16 protein-coding genes and 3 tRNA genes are annotated in these 17799 nt (G+C 69.4%); 7 read left to right on the top strand and 12 right to left on the bottom strand.

The annotated features are described in order from the left end of the window. The first annotated feature begins 60 nt into the window (after positions 1-60). The 5 genes from TF1_RS07125 (at position 61) to TF1_RS07105 (ending at position 7152) form a co-directional block, all read left to right on the top strand. Complete coding sequence (locus TF1_RS07125; protein WP_011291085.1) at positions 61-1512, top strand: cytochrome ubiquinol oxidase subunit I; 1452 nt, start codon at positions 61-63, stop codon at positions 1510-1512. 9 nt (positions 1513-1521) lie between these two features. Continuing rightward, complete coding sequence (gene cydB / locus TF1_RS07120) at positions 1522-2550, top strand: cytochrome d ubiquinol oxidase subunit II (protein ID WP_011291084.1); 1029 nt, start codon at positions 1522-1524, stop codon at positions 2548-2550. Between the two features lie 23 nt (positions 2551-2573). After that, positions 2574-4388: a thiol reductant ABC exporter subunit CydD gene (gene cydD, locus TF1_RS07115; protein WP_061783764.1), complete on the top strand. Its 1815-nt coding sequence runs from the start codon at positions 2574-2576 to the stop codon at positions 4386-4388. Beyond that, a complete protein-coding gene (gene cydC / locus TF1_RS07110; protein WP_011291082.1) occupies positions 4385-6166 on the top strand; it encodes a thiol reductant ABC exporter subunit CydC in 1782 nt (593 codons plus the stop codon). The genes cydD and cydC overlap by 4 nt, the downstream gene beginning before the upstream one ends. Before the next feature lie 176 nt (positions 6167-6342). Further along, on the top strand, positions 6343-7152 hold the full coding sequence (locus tag TF1_RS07105; RefSeq protein WP_011291081.1) for an EI24 domain-containing protein: 810 nt from the start codon (positions 6343-6345) through the stop codon (positions 7150-7152). A 69-nt stretch (positions 7153-7221) separates the two neighbouring features. Here TF1_RS07105 and TF1_RS07100 read toward each other — a convergent pair whose 3' ends face one another. From TF1_RS07100 to TF1_RS07085, 4 genes are all read right to left on the bottom strand, one after another. Beyond that, positions 7222-8337: a D-alanine--D-alanine ligase family protein gene (locus tag TF1_RS07100; RefSeq protein WP_011291080.1), complete on the bottom strand. Its 1116-nt coding sequence runs from the start codon at positions 8335-8337 to the stop codon at positions 7222-7224. Between the two features lie 69 nt (positions 8338-8406). Continuing rightward, complete coding sequence (locus TF1_RS07095) at positions 8407-9627, bottom strand: trans-sulfuration enzyme family protein (RefSeq protein WP_061783763.1); 1221 nt, start codon at positions 9625-9627, stop codon at positions 8407-8409. Positions 9628-9801: 174 nt separating this feature from the next. After that, positions 9802-10812 (bottom strand): NAD(P)H-dependent glycerol-3-phosphate dehydrogenase, encoded by a 1011-nt coding sequence (locus TF1_RS07090; RefSeq protein WP_011291078.1) that lies wholly within the window; start codon positions 10810-10812, stop codon positions 9802-9804. Further along, complete coding sequence (locus TF1_RS07085; RefSeq protein ID WP_011291077.1) at positions 10809-11561, bottom strand: lysophospholipid acyltransferase family protein; 753 nt, start codon at positions 11559-11561, stop codon at positions 10809-10811. Before TF1_RS07085 ends, TF1_RS07090 begins: the two co-directional genes overlap by 4 nt. Positions 11562-11732: 171 nt before the next feature. Between TF1_RS07085 and cofC the strand changes: the two genes are divergently transcribed. Then, positions 11733-12386 carry a 2-phospho-L-lactate guanylyltransferase gene (gene cofC / locus TF1_RS07080; protein WP_081430389.1) on the top strand — a complete coding sequence of 218 codons (654 nt, stop codon included), beginning with the start codon at positions 11733-11735 and terminating at the stop codon, positions 12384-12386. 75 nt (positions 12387-12461) lie between these two features. Here cofC and TF1_RS07075 read toward each other — a convergent pair whose 3' ends face one another. From TF1_RS07075 to leuC, 4 genes are all read right to left on the bottom strand, one after another. Further along, positions 12462-12743 (bottom strand): HU family DNA-binding protein, encoded by a 282-nt coding sequence (locus TF1_RS07075; protein WP_011291075.1) that lies wholly within the window; start codon positions 12741-12743, stop codon positions 12462-12464. Between the two features lie 77 nt (positions 12744-12820). After that, positions 12821-13090 (bottom strand): SCO5555 family protein, encoded by a 270-nt coding sequence (locus TF1_RS16670; RefSeq protein ID WP_081430388.1) that lies wholly within the window; start codon positions 13088-13090, stop codon positions 12821-12823. Next, complete coding sequence (leuD, locus tag TF1_RS07070) at positions 13069-13656, bottom strand: 3-isopropylmalate dehydratase small subunit (RefSeq protein WP_011291074.1); 588 nt, start codon at positions 13654-13656, stop codon at positions 13069-13071. The genes TF1_RS16670 and leuD overlap by 22 nt, the downstream gene beginning before the upstream one ends. Before the next feature lie 30 nt (positions 13657-13686). Beyond that, positions 13687-15084 carry a 3-isopropylmalate dehydratase large subunit gene (gene leuC, locus TF1_RS07065; RefSeq protein WP_011291073.1) on the bottom strand — a complete coding sequence of 466 codons (1398 nt, stop codon included), beginning with the start codon at positions 15082-15084 and terminating at the stop codon, positions 13687-13689. A 199-nt stretch (positions 15085-15283) separates the two neighbouring features. Between leuC and TF1_RS07060 the strand changes: the two genes are divergently transcribed. Beyond that, entirely contained in the window at positions 15284-15958 is a 675-nt protein-coding gene (locus TF1_RS07060) for an IclR family transcriptional regulator (RefSeq protein WP_038043346.1), read from the top strand. A gap of 32 nt (positions 15959-15990) precedes the next feature. On the opposite strand, the gene TF1_RS07055 is transcribed toward TF1_RS07060, so the two are convergent. The 4 genes from TF1_RS07055 to TF1_RS07040 all read right to left on the bottom strand — a co-directional run bounded on the left by TF1_RS07055 (position 15991) and on the right by TF1_RS07040 (position 17678). Continuing rightward, on the bottom strand, positions 15991-17100 hold the full coding sequence (locus TF1_RS07055) for a PQQ-dependent sugar dehydrogenase (RefSeq protein WP_061783762.1): 1110 nt from the start codon (positions 17098-17100) through the stop codon (positions 15991-15993). A 175-nt stretch (positions 17101-17275) separates the two neighbouring features. Next, positions 17276-17351 (bottom strand) — tRNA-Glu (locus tag TF1_RS07050). 120 nt (positions 17352-17471) lie between these two features. Then, positions 17472-17544 (bottom strand) — tRNA-Glu (locus TF1_RS07045). Between the two features lie 62 nt (positions 17545-17606). Continuing rightward, a tRNA-Gln gene (locus TF1_RS07040) sits at positions 17607-17678 on the bottom strand. Positions 17679-17799 lie beyond the last annotated feature (121 nt).

Here is a 17799-nt window from a genome sequence, read left to right as displayed (position 1 = left end):
TAGTAGTAGACTGCGAGGTAGTACGGGCCACGGGGCCGTTCCGGCTTTCGGAGAGGCGGTATGGACGCACTAGACCTTGCTCGGTGGCAATTCGGCATCACCACCGTCTACCACTTCCTATTCGTCCCGCTGACGATCGGACTCTCCGTCATCGTCGCCAGCCTGCAGACGGCCTGGTACCGCACCGGCAAGCACGAATACCTGCAGGCGACCAAATTCTTCGGGAAGCTCTTCCTCATCAACTTCGCCATGGGCGTGGTCACCGGCATCGTCCAAGAGTTCCAGTTCGGCATGAACTGGAGCGAATACTCCCGATTCGTCGGTGACGTGTTCGGCGCCCCGCTGGCGATGGAAGCCCTCCTCGCCTTCTTCCTGGAGTCCACCTTCATCGGCCTGTGGATCTTCGGCTGGGACAAGCTGCCCCGCAAGATCCACCTCGCCACCATCTGGGCAGCGGCCATCGGCACCAACCTGTCCGCCTACTTCATCCTCGCCGCCAACGCCTGGATGCGGCACCCGGTGGGCTACCAGGTCAACCCCGAAACCGGACGCGCGGAACTCACCGACATCTGGGCGGTGCTCGCCAACGACCAGGCCTGGTCCACCTACCTCCACACCGTCGCCGGGTCGTTCATCGCCGCAGGCCTGTTCGTGGTCGCGGTCAGCGCCTTCAAACTCATGCGCGCCCGCTTCCACGGTGACACCGGCACCCCCGGACAGGCCCCGCACCCCAGCGAACACGGACTGTTCCGCAAGACCCTGCGCGCCGGCCTGGCCGTCACCGCTCTCGCGGGCATCCTCGTCGCCTTCTCCGGCCACCACCAGGCTCAGCTCATGGCACAAGACGAACCCATGAAGCTGGCCAGCGCGGAAGCGCTGTGGGAAGACGAAGACGGCGCGGGCTTCTCGATCTTCGCGGTCGGCGACGTCGTCGACGGACGCAACCACATCAACATCCAGATCCCGCACCTGCTGAGCATCCTCGCCACCAACAGCCTCGACGGCAACGTCCAGGGCATCAACGACGTGCAGGAACGCTACGAAGCCCAGTTCGGTCCCGGATCGTACGTGCCGAACGTCCCGGTCATCTACTGGTCGTTCCGGCTCATGATGGGCTTCGGCCTGGCCGGAGTCGCCGTAGGCTTCATCGGCCTGTGGCTCACCCGCCGCGGCCGGCTGCCCAAGCACCGCTGGATGTACTGGGCCGCCATCCTCGGCCTGCCCGCGGCTCTCGCCGCCAACATCTGCGGCTGGATCCTCACCGAGATGGGCCGCCAGCCGTGGACCGTCGTCGGGGAGCTCCTCACCGCGGCCAGCGTCTCACCCGGTGTCTCCTTGACCGAGGTGGCGCTCTCCCTGGCCCTGTTCACGCTCGTCTACGGCGTGCTCGCCGTCATCGAGGCCGGGCTGCTGTGGCGCTACGTCAAGGCAGGGCCCACCCACGTGGTGCCCCCGCAGGACGACGACTCGGATGAAGACCGCGACGCCCCTGTCCCCGCGTTCGTCTACTAGGAGCCCGGCATGGATCTTCCAACTCTCTGGTTCGCCGCCATCGCGGTGCTGTGGATCGGCTACTTCGTCCTCGAAGGATTCGACTTCGGCGTCGGCATCCTGCTGCCCTTCCTCGGCAAGACCAACACCGACCGCCGCGTCATGATCAACGCGATCGGCCCGGTGTGGGACGGCAACGAGGTGTGGGTCCTCACCGCGGGAGGCGCGATGTTCGCCGCCTTCCCCGCCTGGTACGCCTCCCTGTTCAGCGGCTTCTACCTGCCCCTGTTCCTCGTGCTCCTCGCCCTGATCGTCCGCGGCGTGGCCTTCGAATACCGCGGCAAGGTCGACAGCGTGCAGTGGCGGGCCCGCTGGGACCAGGCGATCTTCTGGGGCAGCGCCATCCCCGCCCTGCTGTGGGGGGTGGCCTTCGCCAACATCGTGCGCGGTGTGCCGATGGACGCCGACCACATCGTCACCGCCAACCTGCTCGACCTGCTCAACCCGTACGCGCTGCTCGGCGGACTGACCACGCTGTCCCTGTTCACCCTGCACGGCGCCATGTTCCTCAGCCTCAAGACCGGCGGTGAAGTGCGGCTCCAGGCGCGCCGCGCCGTGCCGATGATCGCGCTGGTCGCGGTGCCCGCTGCGGCCGGATTCCTGCTGTGGACCCAGGTCTCCTACGGGACGACGTGGACGCTCCCGCTCGTCGCTATCGCCGCTCTCACCCTGGTTGCGGCCGTGGCGCTCGCCCTGCGGGGCCGGGAAGGCTGGTCGTTCACCGCAACCGCCACCACCATCGCCGTCGCTACGGTAGTGCTGTTCGGCTCGCTGTTCCCGAACGTGCTGCCCTCCACCACCAACCCGGCGTACAGCCTGACCGTGGAGAACGCGGCGTCGGCCGACTACACGCTGTCCGTCATGACCTGGGTGGCGGTGATCTTCCTCCCCGTGGTGCTCGGCTACCAGAGCTGGAGCTACTGGGTGTTCCGCAAGCGCATCACCCGGGAACACATTGAGCCGACCCTTGTCCCCGCCGGACGCCCCGGCGACGCCTGATCACTCCGTGAGGAAGCCGCTGTATGAAACCCCTCGACCCTCGGCTGGTGCGCACCGCTAGCGCGGTCCGGGTCCACCTCGCCGTCACCGTGCTGTGCGGGGTCGCCACGACCGGGCTCGTCCTCGCCCAAGCCTGGCTGATCGCCCGTGTCATCTCCGGCGCGGCCGCGGGCGAGGGGCTCACCGAACTGTCCTGGGCGATCGCTGCCGTCGCCGCGATCGCCCTGGGCAGGGCAGCGGTGTCCTACGGCACCGAAGCCGCCGCCCTGCACTCGGCGGCCCGCGCCAAATCCCAGCTCCGCCGACGCCTCATCGCCCACGTCACCGGCGTCGCGGTCCCCGGCTCTCCCGAACCGCCCCGGGGAGGGCCGGCACCGGGACCGGTCTGGTTGTCAGGGGCCAGCGGTCCCGCCGACGGCGAGGGGACGGGCACCCCGCGGGCCGGGGAACTGGCCACACTCGCCACCCGTGGCCTCGATGCACTGGACGACTACTTCGCCCGGTACCTTCCCCAACTGGTGCTCGCGGTCCTCGTCCCCCTCGCTGTCCTCGCCGTCGTCGCCCAAGCCGACTGGATCTCCGCGCTCGTCATCGCCCTCACCCTGCCCCTCATCCCGATCTTCATGGCGCTGGTCGGCTGGCACACCCAGGCCCGCACCCAGCGCCAGTGGCGGCTCCTCAACCGCTTGGGCGGCCACTTCCTCGACGTGGTCGAAGGGCTGCCCACTCTCGCCGTGTTCCGGCGCGCCAAAGCCCAGGCCGCGATCATCCGCCGGATCACCGACGAGCACCGGCACGCCACGATGGGCACCCTGCGGATCGCGTTCCTGTCCGCGCTGGTCTTGGAACTGCTGTCCACGATCGCGGTCGCCCTGGTGGCCGTGGAGATCGGCCTGCGTCTCATGTACGGGCTGCTCGACTACCAGACCGCGCTGCTCGTCCTCATCCTCGCCCCCGAGGCGTACCTGCCGCTGCGGGAAGTGGGGGCCCGCTTCCACGCCAGCATGGAAGGGGTGGCCGCGGCGGAACAGGTCTTCGCCGTGCTGGACGAACGCGCCGACCAGGCCAGGACGCAACCCGAAGCGGACTCCGCCCCGGCCCGGGAAACCGCCTCCCGCGCCCTGGTGCGCCCCTGCCTCGACAACGGCTGCACCGCCCCGCAGATCCGGTTCGCCAACGTCTCCCTCACCTACCCGGGGCGCAACCTGCCCGCGCTCTCCCAGGTCTCCCTGGTCATCCGCCCCGGGCAGCGGCTCCTGCTCACCGGTCCCAGCGGGTCCGGGAAGAGCTCCCTGCTGGCGCTGCTGCTCGGCTTCGTCGAACCCACGGAAGGCGCCATCCTCGTGGAACGCCCCGGCGGGACGGGGAGTGCGCCGCTCAGCCACATCCCCGCCGACCTGTGGCGGCAGCTCATCGCCTGGGTGCCCCAGCACCCCTACCTGTTCGACACCACGGTCCTCGAGAACATCCGGCTCGGCAAACCCGAGGCGAGCGTCGCCGAAGTGCGGCGCGCCGCGGAACTCGCGGAAGCACACGACTTCATCTCCACCTTGCCGTTGGGCTACGGCACCCGGCTCGGAGAGCGTGGCACGCGCCTGTCCGCGGGACAACGCCAGCGGATCGCCTTGGCCCGCGCTTTCCTGCGCGACGCGCCGATCGTGCTGCTGGACGAGCCCACCGCCCACCTCGACCCGGACCATGCCGCTGCGGTCCGCCGCGCGGTCGCCCGCCTCCTGGAGGGCCGCACCGGAGTCATCGTCGCGCACGACACCGGATGGTCGGAACTGGTGGACGAGACCGTGCACCTTGCTGGCGGTCGGATCGGAGCCCCACTATGAACCTTCCCGCACCGAAACCTGCCTGTCGGCCACTGCTGCGGATGATCGCGCTGGCCCGCCCGCGCACCACCCGGTTCGTGCTGGGAGTGCTGCTGGGGGCGCTGGCCACCGGTGCGGGCGTCGGCCTGTTGAGCGTGTCCGCGTGGCTGCTGGCCACCGCGGCCACGCACCCGCCGATCACCGCGCTCGGGGTCGCCGTGGTCGCCACCCGGGCCCTGGGCGTGACCCGGGGGGTGGCCCGCTACTTGGAACGCCTCGTCACCCACGATGCGGCGTTCCGCACGCTCGCCGAGGTGCGTGTGCGGGTCTACGAGCGGCTGGCCCGCAGCGAACCCGTGCGCCGCTTCCGCTCCGGTGACCTGGTGTCGCGGCTCGTCAACGACACCGACGCCACCCAGGACCTGCTGGTGCGCGGCCTCACCCCACCGCTGTCCGCCCTCGCCGTCGGCAGCGCAGTCGTCCTGTTGAGCACTGTGCTGTTCGTGCCCGGCGGACTGCTGCTCGCTGCCGGGCTGCTCCTCGGCGGGCTGGCGGTGCCGCTGTTCGCGGCCGCGCTGGGCCGCACGTCGGGGCGCCACCAGGCCGCAGCGCGGGGAGAACTCTCCAGCGCCCTCGTCGACACGCTCTACGGGGCCCCGGACCTGGTGGCCTATGGGGCTATGGAGCAGGCGGTGCGCCGCGTGGAGCGGGCCGACGCCGAACTCACCCGCCTGGCGCGGCGGGACGCCGCGGTGCTGGGCCTCGGCACGGGTGCCAGCGCGCTCGTGGCAGGGCTGACAGTGTGGGCCACTCTGCTGCTGGGCGTCGCAGCGGTCGCGGGAGGCACCCTGGACGCGATCGCGTTCGCGGTCGTGGTGCTGACCGCGCTGGCTGCTTTCGAAATCGTCGCGCCCCTGCCCGCAGTCGCCGCGAAACTCGAGGCGATCCGCACGGCAGGCGCCCGCCTGTTCGACGTGCTCGACACCGAACCCGAAGTGAAAGCCGCGGCCGCTCCCGAACAGTCTGGGCTGCCCGACCAGGCGGCCACCCTCCGGGTGCGGGACCTGCGCGTCCGCTACGGTCCCGACGAGCCGTGGGCACTGGACGGCGTGGACCTCGACCTTGCTCCGGGCAAGCGGATCGCGGTGCTGGGGCCGAGCGGATCAGGAAAGAGCACTCTGGCTTCGGTGCTGTTCCGGTTCCGCGACCCGGATGCGGGCACGGTGACCCTCGACGGTGCCGACATCACCGACTACCCCGTGGACGAGGTGCGCCGCCTCATCAGCGGGGTGCCCCAGGACCCGCACATTTTCGCGAGCACGCTGCGCGAGAACCTGCGGTTGGCTCGGCCCGGCGCGGACGATGCGGAACTGTGGGCGGCCCTTGAGCGGGCCCGGCTGGCCGACGACATCCGCGCGACCATGCCTGACGGGTTGGACACCGAGGTCGGCGCGCACGGGGCCCGGCTCAGCGGGGGCATGCGGCAGCGGCTGGCCCTGGCCCGGGCACTGCTGGCGCAGCCCCGCATCCTGGTGCTGGACGAGCCCACCGCGCATCTGGACCCGGACACCCGGGATGCGGTCCTCGACGACCTGCTGGCGGCGTCCGCGGGCTATGCCACGCTCCTCATCACCCACGACCTGGCGCGGCTGGAGGAGATGGACGAGATCTATGTGATCGTCGACGGCCGGGTGGTGCAGCGCGGCTCCCACGACGAACTGCTGGCGGAGAAAGGCTGGTACCGCAACGCCCACGGCTTGGGCGACCCGCCGCGCGGCGGACTGCGGGCTGTGCGCTGACCCGGGGCGGCCGCGGTGGGCTGCCCGGTACGGCCGGGCGGGTCCGCGGGGACAGGGTTCGCACCCCAAGGCCGGTCCCGCTACGGTTGAGACCGTCATGCCCACCGTGCCGGGGTTGATGGGTGTCTGCGAGCCCCGCTGGTGGCTGAACTGTCGTCCCCCGTTATTGTCGCCCCGTGACTCTGCTGCGCGAAATCTTCACCGGCATCGGCACGCTCCTCCGCGGGTTCAGCATGATCCTGCGGCGGCCCAAACTGTTCTTCCTGGGAGCGCTGCCGCCTTTCCTCACGTCCATCCTGTTCGTCATCGCGCTGATCGCGCTGCTGGTGCGCCTCGACGACCTCACCACCTGGATGACACCGTTCGCCGCGGACTGGGCGCCCGGCTGGGCCACGACGGTGCGCGTCATCCTCGGCATCGTCGTCGTGGCCGCGTCCGTGCTGCTCATGGTCATCGGGTTCACCACGGTCACGCTCGCCCTCGGCTCCCCGCTCTACGACATGATCGCCGAAGAGGTCGAGGAGGAGCTGGGCAACGCCCCCAAGGCACCAGACGAACCGCTGCTGCGGTCACTCCTGCGCGCGCTGCGGATCTCGCTGGCCCTGATCTCCCTCTCCGTGGCCGCGGCGATCCCGCTGTTCTTCGCCGGGTTCATTCCCGTCGTGGGCCAGACGGTCGTGCCGGTGCTCTCCACCCTGGTCGGCGGCTGGCTGCTGGGCGCGGAACTCATCGGCTCGGCGTTCGACCGGCGCGGCCTGGTCCGGCTCCGGGACCGGTTCGCGGGACTGCGGCGGCGCCGGCTGCTGTCCCTCGGTTTTGCTGTGCCCGCCTTCCTGCTGCTGTCCATCCCGTTCGTGGCAGTCCTGGTGTTCCCGGCGGCCACGGCGGGCGGCACCATCCTGGCCCGCAGTCTGCTTCCGCCCTCACTCACACCGCAGGCGGAAACGGAACCTTCCCGCCACCCGAACGGTGTTTCCCGCCCGTGAGGGCGGAGTGAGGCGCGGGCCCCGGCGGCACGACAGCGGTGTCCCGGGGCTCTTTGCGCTGCGGCAGGACTAACGCAGGCCGGTGCGACGCACGAGCGCGGTGCGGATCAGCCGGTCCACCAGCGCCGGGTAGTCCAGACCGCTCGCCGCCCACATCTGCGGGAACGCCGAAGCCGGCGTGAAGCCCGGCATGGTGTTGATCTCGTTGATGTAGATCTCCCCGTCGTCGCCGTAGAAGAAGTCCACGCGGGCCAGTCCTTCGCAGCCCAGCGCGTCGAACGCTTCCGCGGCGAGTTTCCGCACCCGCTGGGTCACCTCGTCAGGCAGGTCCGCGGGGATGCTCAGACCGCTGTTGGAGAGGTACTTGGCCTCGAAGTCGTAGAAGTCGTACCCCTCGGCCACGTGGATTTCCGCGGGCAGCGACACGTCAGGCTCCCCGCCGTCCAGGCTCTCCAACACGCCGCATTCGATCTCCCGGCCCTGGATCCCGGCTTCCACGATGACCTTCGGGTCGTGGGCGCGTGCGGCCTCGATGGCTTCGGTGACCGCGGCGGTGTCGGTGGCGTCGGGCACCCGGCTGATGCCGATGCTGGACCCGGCGCGGGCAGGCTTGACGAACACCACCCCGCCGAGCGCGGCGATGTTGTCCAGCACGCGTTTGCGGTGGCGGGTCCACGCCCGGTCACTGACCGCAAGATACGGGCCGGTCTTCAGGCCTTGCGCGGTGAGCAGCGCCTTCATGAAGACCTTGTCCATGGAAGCGGCGCTGGCGAACACTCCGGCACCCACGTAGCGGACTCCGGCGAGTTCCAGCAGCCCTTGGATGGTGCCGTCCTCCCCGAAGGGGCCGTGCAGCAGCGGCAGCACCACGTCGACCTGGCCGACGAGCCGCGGCAGGCTGTCCGGGGCGACCTCCAGGAAAGCGCCGGGCGTGTCGAGGGCCAGGGCCAGTCGCGCGCCGCTGTCGGGCACGGCCGGAAGCTTGCCGTCAACGATTGCCAACTCGCTGGGATCCGCGGTGACCAGCCTCCAGTCACCGTCCCGCGTGATTCCGATGGGCAGGATGTCGTAGCGGTCGGTATCGATGGCGGACATCACGCTTCCCGCGGTCACGCAGGAGATCTCGTGTTCGGAACTGCGTCCGCCGAAGATGACGGCAACCCGGATCTTTCGCTGCTCACCCATGATGCTTGACCTTATCCCGCTCCACCCCACCCGTGACAATGGTCGCGGCCCACAGAAACACGGGATTTGTCACTTTTTGACCGGCAGTCCGTCGAGGGCCTGCCGGGCATCGGCGATCAGGTCGGCAGGGTCTTCCACGCCGATGGAGAACCGCACTGCTCCCGGGTCGATCCCGGCTGCGTGCAGGGCCTCGTCGCTCATCTGCCGGTGGGTAGTGGAGGCGACGTGGCTGACGACGGTGTGGGTCCCGCCCAGGGAGGGGGCGATCGTCGCCAGGCGGAGCCGGTCCGCGAACGCGATGCCCGCTTCCCGGCCCCCGCGCGGGGTGACCGTGACGACCGCGCCGTAGCGGGGGCCTTCAGGCCCGGTGTCGAAGAGTTTCCGGGCCAGTACGTGCCCCTGGTGGGTGGGCAGGCTCGGATGGTCGACGCGGGCCACGGCCGGGTGCTCGGCGAGAGCAGCGGCGAACTCGGCTGCGGTCGCGCACTGGCGGGCCATGCGCAGCGGCAGGGTCTCCAAACCGCGGTGGAGCAGGAACGCCTCATCGGCGGCCAGGTGCGGCCCCAAGTCGATGCGGGCTTCACGGATACGGGCCAGCAGGTCGGGGCGGCCCACCGCCACTCCCCCGGTCGCGTCCGAGTGCCCGCCAAGGTATTTGGTGGCCGAATGCAGCACGACGTCGGCGCCGTGCTCCAGGGGACGGCACACCACGGGGGAGGCGAAAGTGGAGTCCACCACGAGCAGCGCCCCCGCCTCGTGGGCGAGCGCGGCGAGCACGGGCAGGTCCGACACGGTCATGGTCGGATTGGCCAGCGTCTCGGTGTAGACGAGCACCGTCTCGGGGCGGAACGCAGCGCGCACCGCGGCCGGATCGGTGATGTCCACGAAGTCCACGGCCACCCCGAACCGGCGCAACACGACGTCCAGCAGTTTGTAGGTGTTGCCGTAGAGGGCGCGGGAGGCTACAACGTGGGCTCCGGCATGGGTGAGGGCCAGCAGGGTGGTGCTGATCGCGGCCATGCCGGAGGCGAACCCCTGCCCGTGGACTTCACCCTCCAGGTGTGCTCCTTCGAGGGCGGCGACTGCCGCGGCGAACGCGTCGCTGTTGGGGGAGTCGATGCGCGCATAGGCGTACTGCCCATCGCCGGTCAGGCTCGCGGCATAGTCGCGGGAGGTCGCAAAAGCGTAGGTGGAGGCGCGGTATACCGGGATGCGCATCGGAGTGCCCGGTGCCGGGGCTGCGGCAGCCGCGCGGACCGCCCTGGTGTGTTCGCCGTAGTGCTGTGCCATGTCGCCTCCTTGGAACGCTGCTCCCGAATACGCCCCCATGACATAAAACCGGATAACGACAGCGAAGGTTGCAGGGAGGAGGGGGACAGGCCGCGGGCACGGCCCTGCGTGAAGCCCGGCAGCCCCGCACCGCAGGCACCGCCTGCCTCCGCGAAGGTGCAGCCTATGCCCGGCTCAGACCCCGTAGCGTTCCGGTTTGGCGCTGCGGGACATGAACGCCAGCAGCGCCTCAGCGGGCGGCAGGCCGTGGTACATCATCGCTACCACCGCCTCGGTGATCGGCATCTCTACGCCGTGGGCGCGCGCCAGCTCCAGGATCGACGTGGAGGACTTGACGCCTTCCGCGGTCTGCTTCGTCTCCGCGATCACCTCGTCCACGGTCATCCCGGAGCCCAGCTTCTCCCCGAATGTGCGGTTGCGGGACAGCGGAGAGCTGCACGTGGCCACCAGGTCCCCCAGGCCGGCCAGCCCGGCAAGCGTGTGCTCGTCGGCGCCGAGCGCCACCGCGAGCCGCACCGTCTCCGCCAGGCCCCGGGTGATCAGCGCAGCCTTGGCGTTGTCCCCGAAACCCATGCCCACGGCCACGCCCACCGCCAGCGCAATGACGTTCTTGACCGCTCCCCCCAGCTCCACGCCGATGACGTCGGTGTTGGTGTAGGGGCGGAAGTAGGGGGACTTGCACAGGTGCTGCAAACGGACAGCAGTCTGCTCGTCCGTGCAGGCGACCACGGCGGTGGCGGGCTGCCGTTCCGCGATCTCCCGCGCCAGGTTGGGGCCGGACAGCACCGCGATGCGGTGGTCGGGGAGTTCCAGCACCTCCGCGATGACTTCGCTCATCCGGAGGCAGGTGCCGACCTCGATCCCCTTCATCAGGCTGACGACAACCGTGCCGGGGTCCAGTGCCTCAGACCAGGCGGCCAGGTTCGTGCGGAGCGTCTGCGCCGGGACGGCGATCACCGTGAAGTCGGCGCCCGCCATCGCCTCGGCCACGTCGGTCGTAGCGGTCAGCCGGGGGTTGAGGGTGATCCCTGGCAGGTAGTCGGGGTTCTCGTGTTTCGTGTTGATCGCCTCGACGATTTCGGGCCGTCGGCCCCACAGGACTGTCTCCGCGATTCCCGCATCGGCCACCACGTTCGCGAAGGCTGTTCCCCACGAACCGCTGCCGAGCACCGCCACTTTGGTCACTTCGCGCCCTCGCTGTTGTTGGGTCCCAGGTTCTGTCCGCGCGCCTTCTTGGGATCGTACGGTTCGAGCGGCGGCTCTTCGCCGCGGATCTCGGCCTGGAGCCGCGTGATGGCGGTCATGATCTCCGCGGTCGCCTCACGCAGCGTGGTCGCGGTCAACGGCTGCTCCCGGTAGCGGGACAAGTCCACCGGCGGCCCAGCCACTACTTCGACGGGGGTGCGGGGAAAGAGCCGCAGCTTTGCGGTGCCGTAGGGCAGGAGGTGCTGCTCCCCCCAGTGGGCGACGGGGATCACCGGGGCACCGGTACGCAACGCGAGCCGCGCCACCCCGGTCTTGGCGACCATGGGCCACAGGTTGGGGTCCCGGGTGCAGGTGCCTTCCGGGTAGAAGATCACCGCAGCACCGTGCTGGGTGAGCGCCTCCTCCGCTTCGTGCAGTGCTTTAGCCGCGTCAGTGGTGCCGCGGTGCACGGGGATCTGGCCGAGCTTGCGCACCGCCGGTCCCACGATGGGGATGCGGAAGACCCCTTCCTTCGCGGTGAACGTCGGCCAGCGGCGCCCGGCCACGTAGAGGAAGTGCGCCACGGTCAGCGGGTCCGCCACGGACAGGTGGTTGGCCGCGATGATCACCCCGCCTTCCCGGGGGATGTGCTCTTGGCCGCGCCAGGTGGGTTTGGTGACCGCGGCGATGAGGGGGCGCACGACGGTGACGGCGACCGCTTTCAGCCAGCGCGACTCGCGGCGTTTCATGTGGACTCCTCCGATCGGTTGATGTTGGGCGCCCGCCCCGTCGCGGGTGTCCGCGTCATCTTCCAGCACTCCATTGTCCGGGCTATGGGAAGGGCCCGTTCCCCCGTTTTCTGGCTGGGACATACTCTCTTCTACCGGTTCCGATCGACCGGGCGGGGGGATGGTGACGCTGTGGACACACGTCAGCGCTGGTCGGTGGTGATACCGGTGAAGCGGTTGTCCATGGCCAAGTCCCGACTCGCCGAGTTCGCCGGCGAACGCCGACCGGAGATGGCCTTGGCCGTGGCCTGCGACACGGTACGCGCGGTCACGGCCACCCCCGAAGTGGCGGCGATCTTCGTGGTCACCGAGGATGCCACGGCAGCCGCGGCACTGGAACGGTTCGGGGCGCACGTGGTGACCGGGGAGCCGGGCACGGGGCTCAACGCCGCGCTGCGGCACGGTGCGGCCCGGGCCCGCCTGGCCTATCCGGACGCGGGGGTGTGCGCGCTCTCCGCTGACCTTCCGGCACTGCGCCCAGCGGAACTCTCCCAGGTGCTGGCCGCAGCGGCAACCTACCCCAACGCTTTTCTCGCGGACGCCCACGGGGTGGGGACCACGGTGTACAGCGCTCTGCCGCGGGCGGTGTTCGCTCCCGCGTTCGAGGGGTGGTCGCGGCTCCGGCACCGGCAGAGCGGTGCGGTGGAGCTCGAACTGGCGGGGGTGCCCACGGTCCGGCACGACGTGGACACTCCGGAGGACCTGTGGGCTGCGGCACGGCTCGGTGTGGGCCCGCACACGGCTGCCCTGCTGGACTCGCTGGGTCTGGCGCGGACCGGCGGCTGATCCGGGCAGAAAGACGCCGCTGCCCGGGGCCTTGACGGGCTCCCGGGCAACGGCTGTGGCCGAGTGTCGTGGTGGTTACTTCTTGCCGTTGTTCACCAAGGCTTTGAAGTCAGCTCCGGGACGGAACTTCGGAACGTAGCTCGCCGGAACGTGGATGGTGGCGCCGGTGGAAGGGTTTCGCGCGGTCCGGGCCGCCCGCTGGGCTTTCTCAAAGACCCCGAACCCGGTGATGGCCACCTTGTCACCCTTGGCGACAGTCTGCTGGATGGTCTCCAGCACGGCGTTGACGGCTTCGGTGGCGGTCTTCTTGTCCCCCAACCGCCCCGAGATTGCGTCGATCAGATCACGTTTGTTCATAGTTCCTCCGGTTCCCCCTTGCTCGCTTGAAACTAGGGGAAACCGTGGCCGGGTACAAACACTCAACGCCGATCTGATCAGCGTGTCGGGGTTTCTTTCGCCGTCTGACCCAGCTCAGCCAGCATGCGATCTAGGCGTTCTGAAGCTTGAACTGGGTCTCTTTTGACCCGCTCTGTCACCATTAAAAGCTTACGAATCACCGGAATTCGGACGGATTCCGGAAGAGCATTGGCTTTGCGATGGGCATCTTTAAGCCGCTTTGCCAAATCTCGGTAAAATTCCCACTCCGCCGCGAATTCCGGGTCATCGTCGGTCGCATCAGGTCCTATTGGGTGACCGGAAGCCATGGCTTGCGGCGCTTCTCGTACTCGGCGATCGCGTCGACGTGACGCAAGGTCAGGTCGATGTCGTCGAGCCCTTCCATGAGGCGCCACCGGGTGTAGTCGTCCAGTTCGAACGGCTCGACGATGTCCTTGGCGCGCACCTCGCGATTCACCAGGTCCACGGTGATCTCGGTAGCGGGGTCGGCCTCGACCATCTCCCACAACTGCTCGATGACCGGCTGCGGGAGCACCACGGTCAGCAGACCACCTTTGAGGGAGTTGCCGCGGAAGATGTCGGCGAACCGTGAGGAGAGCACGGCCTTGAACCCGTAGTTCTGCAGCGCCCACACGGCGTGCTCACGCGACGAGCCGGTGCCGAAGTCGGGTCCGGCGATGAGGATGGTGCCGTCCTTGTACTCCGGCTTGTTCAGGACGAAGTCGGGGTCAGTACGCCAAGCGGCGAACAGGCCGTCTTCGAACCCGGTGCGGGTCACCCGCTTGAGGTAGACGGCGGGGATGATCTGGTCGGTGTCCACGTTGCTGTAGCGCAGCGGAACCGCACGGCCGGTGTGGACAGTGAACTTCTCCATGGTGACGTTTCCTCGACAGTCGCGGGCGGGCTACAGGTCGGCGGGAGAGGACAGCGTGCCGCGCACCGCGGTGGCGGCGGCGACCAGCGGCGACACCAGGTGGGTGCGGCCGCCCTTGCCCTGCCGGCCCTCGAAGTTGCGGTTGGAGGTGGAGGCGCTGCGCTCCCCGGGCTTGAGCGTGTCGGGGTTCATGCCCAGGCACATCGAGCATCCCGCTTCACGCCACTCGGCGCCAGCAGCCTTGAAGATCTCGTCGAGGCCCTCGGCCGCGGCCTGCTGCTTGACCCGCTGGGAGCCGGGGACGACCAGCATCCGCACCCCGTCGGCCACCTTGCGGCCCTTGAGGACCTCGGCGGCGGCGCGCAGGTCCTCGATCCGACCGTTGGTGCAGGAGCCCAGGAAGACCGTGTCGATCTTGATGTCCCGCATCCGGGTGCCGGGCTTCAGGTCCATGTAGGCCAGGGCCTTCTCGGCGGCGGCACGCTCGACCGGGTCGGTGAAGGACTCGGGGTCGGGGACGACCGAGTCCAGGGGGACGCCCTGTCCGGGGTTGGTGCCCCAGGTGACGAACGGGCTGAGCTCGTCGGCGTTGAGGAAGACCTCCTTGTCGAACACTGCGCCTTCGTCGGTGGGCAGGGTCTTCCAGTATTCGACGGCCTGGTCCCACAGTTCGCCCTTGGGGGCGTGCGGACGGCCCTTGAGGTAGTCGAAAGTGGTCTGGTCGGGGGCGATCATGCCGGCCCGGGCGCCCGCCTCGATCGACATGTTGCAGATGGTCATGCGGGCTTCCATGGACAGCGACCGGATGGCCTCGCCCCGGTACTCGATCACGTGGCCCTGGCCGCCGCCGGTGCCGATCTGAGCGATCACGGCGAGGATGATGTCCTTGGCGGTCACCCCCGGCTTGAGCTTGCCCTCGACGTTGACCGCCATGGTCTTGAACGGCGTCATCGGCAGCGTCTGGGTGGCCATGACGTGCTCGACCTGGCTGGTACCGATGCCGAAGGCCAGCGCGCCGAACGCGCCGTGCGTGCTGGTGTGGCTGTCGCCGCAGACGATGGTCATCCCCGGCTGGGTGAGGCCCAGCTGCGGGCCGATGACGTGCACGATGCCCTGGTCGATGTCGCCCATCGGGTGGAGGCGCACCCCGAACTCCGCGGCGTTCTTGCGCAGGGTTTCGACCTGGGTGCGCGACACCGGGTCAGCGATCGGCAGGAAGATGTTCTCGGTGGGGACGTTGTGGTCCTCGGTGGCGATGGTGAGGTCCGGGCGGCGCAGCTTCCGGTTGGCCAGGCGGAGCCCTTCGAACGCCTGAGGGCTGGTCACCTCGTGGATGAGGTGCAGGTCGATGTAGAGCAGGTCGGGTTCACCCTCGGCTCGCCTGACGACGTGCTCCTCCCAGACTTTTTCGGCCATCGTGCGGGCCATGGACGCCTCCTCGCGTCTCGATGATTGTCGTGGGGTTCTCGCCGCCGTACGCCGATCCCCTCGGCGACCGGCGCGGACATCCTCCCCGCGCGGTCCGCACGTACGGGCTGGCGGATTTGCATTCCAAATAGCGAGACGGCAATATCAAGCCATGGACAACTCTAGCCCATCCAGCGGGGTAGGTGTGCTGGACAAGACCATGTCCGTCCTCACCGCCCTGGAATCCGGTCCCGCGTCCCTCGCCCAGCTCGTACGGCTCACGGGACTGTCACGGCCTACAGCGCACCGGCTGGCGGTTGCCTTGGAGCGGCACCGCATGGTCGCTCGGGACAGCCAAGGGCGCTTCATCCTGGGGCCCCGGATCACCGAGTTGTCCATCGCCACCGGGGAGGACCGGCTGCTGGCCGTCGCCACCCCGATCCTCGCCCAGTTGCGCGACCACACGGGGGAAAGCGCGCAACTGTACCGCCGTCAAGGGGACGTCCGGGTGTGCGTGGCCGCCGCGGAACGCATGAGCGGACTGCGCGACACGGTCCCGGTGGGCAGTGAGCTTCCCATGACCGCGGGCTCAGCCGCCCAGGTCCTGCTGGCCTGGGAGGACTCTGAGCGGATCCGCCGCACGCTGCGCGGCGCGCACTTCACCGCGGCGACCCTGGCCCAGGTGCGCCGCCGCCGGTGGGCAGAGAGTGTAGGCGAACGGGAGCCGGGGGTCGCCTCCGTGTCCGCGCCGGTCTTCGCGCCGAGCGGGCGCATCATCGCCGCGGTCTCCGTCTCCGGTCCGCTGGAACGGCTGACCCGCTCCCCAGGCCGGCTGCACGCCCCCGCTGTACTCGCGGCCGCAAACAAGATCAGCGAAGCGCTGCGCCACACCTGACCCGGGTTGCCTGGACCGGCCGCGGCCAAGGACTACGACCCGGTGTCCAGCGGAAGGCGCAGGATCCGGTCGTCGTCGGCGTCCGGGTCTCCCCGGCCGTCCCGGTTGCTGGTCGTCACCCAGATCGCCTGCCCGCCCGGTTCAGCTTCGACCGCGCGCAGCCGGCCGTAGTCGCCGACGAGGAGCGCTTCCGGGGCCCGGACCGGCTCTGCGGCGTCCCCGGTGAGCGGTACCCGCCACAGGCGTTCGCCGCGCAGTGCGGCCACCCAGAGCGCCCCGCCCGCGATCGCTGCCCCGCTGGGGGACGCCTCCTCGGTGCTCCAGGTGACCACCGGGTCGGTGTACTCGGGAGCACCGCCGATCCCCTCCACCTCCGGCCACCCGTAGTTGCCGCCCTTGACGATCACGTTCACCTCGTCGACCGTGTTCTGCCCGAACTCGGTGGCGTACAGGGTGCCGTCCTCATCCCAGGCCAGTCCTTGCACATTGCGGTGCCCGTAGCTGTGCACGAGGTTGCCGAAAGGGGCGTCGGCAACGGGCGCGCCGTCCGGGGTCATCCGCAGGATCTTCCCGGCCAGGGAGTCCGTGTCCTGGGCCAGCTCGGGGCGGCCCGCGTCACCGGTTCCCGCGTACAGCGTCCCGTCGGGGCCGAACGCGATCCGCCCGCCGTTGTGCAGGTCGGCTTTGGGGATACCGTCCACGACGACCTCTGCCGTGCCGAATCCGCGTTCCGGGTCGTAGGGCATGCGGATGATCCGGTTGTCTGATTCGGTGGTGAGGTAGGCGTAGACCAGCGAGTCTGTGACGAAGTCCGGGGAGACCGCGAGCCCGAGCAGACCGCCCTCCCCCTGCGGGACGACTCCCGGTACGGTCCCCGCCTCGGCGACGGCGCCGTCCGGAGCAACTCGGAGGACGCGCCCCGAATCGCGCTCTGAAACCAGTGCCGCGCCGTCGGGGAGGAACGCCACCGCCCAGGGCACGTGCAGCCCGGAGGCGACCGTGGTCGCCTCCCCCACGCTGGCGTGGCCTTCCGTGGACTGTGCGGCGGACGGGGTCGCAGGGCCTGGGGCCTGCCCCGTATCCGTGGTGCATCCCGCGGCCAGTAGGAGCACGGCCGCTGCTGCCCACACTCGTCTCCCCATGGCTGTGCCCTCTCCAGTGTCGCGCTGCGCTCTTCGGGCCTGTGCCCGGTGGACGCGCCCTCACACGTCCCGAGACCCGGCTGCGCGGCACAGGTGCGGCTTCCTGCGCCACCTGAGAGGCAGGGAGGGAGAAAACGGGGAAGCCCCGCCTCACGTGAGGCGGGGCTTCCCCGTGTGGTACCCCCGACCGGATTTGAACCGGCGTTACCGCCTTGAGAGGGCGGCGTCCTAGGCCGCTAGACGACGGGGGCTGCGGGCTGAGAGCGTCCTGGAACGGCACCGTCGGTCTTGCCGGGGCAGTGTTCCGCGGGACTCGAGGTCCCCATCGCAGAAAAAAACTCCCACTCCGCGTGAGAGTCTCTTCTGTCGAGTACCCCCGACCGGATTTGAACCGGCGTTACCGCCTTGAGAGGGCGGCGTCCTAGGCCGCTAGACGACGGGGGCCGTGGACAACTCAAAGCCGTGGTGGAGGTTCAACGCGGAAAATCTTCCGAGGAGGACCACCGCTGGGGTACCAGGACTCGAACCTAGACTAACTGAACCAGAATCAGTCGTGCTGCCAATTACACCATACCCCAGTGCTCACGAGGGACCGGTTCCTTTGGATCCGCTCCCCGCGGCCATGCATAACTCTAGCGAACATTTTGCGCAGGTGCGAACGGATACCCGGCAAAGCCGGTGGGGCGGCGCTCCACCGCC

The organism is Thermobifida fusca NBRC 14071 = JCM 3263 (assembly GCF_001592045.1).
Classification (GTDB): Bacteria; Actinomycetota; Actinomycetes; order Streptosporangiales; family Streptosporangiaceae; genus Thermobifida; species Thermobifida fusca.
The sequence above is the reverse complement of the archived record's forward strand: the minus strand, read 5'-3'. Positions and strand labels throughout refer to the sequence as shown.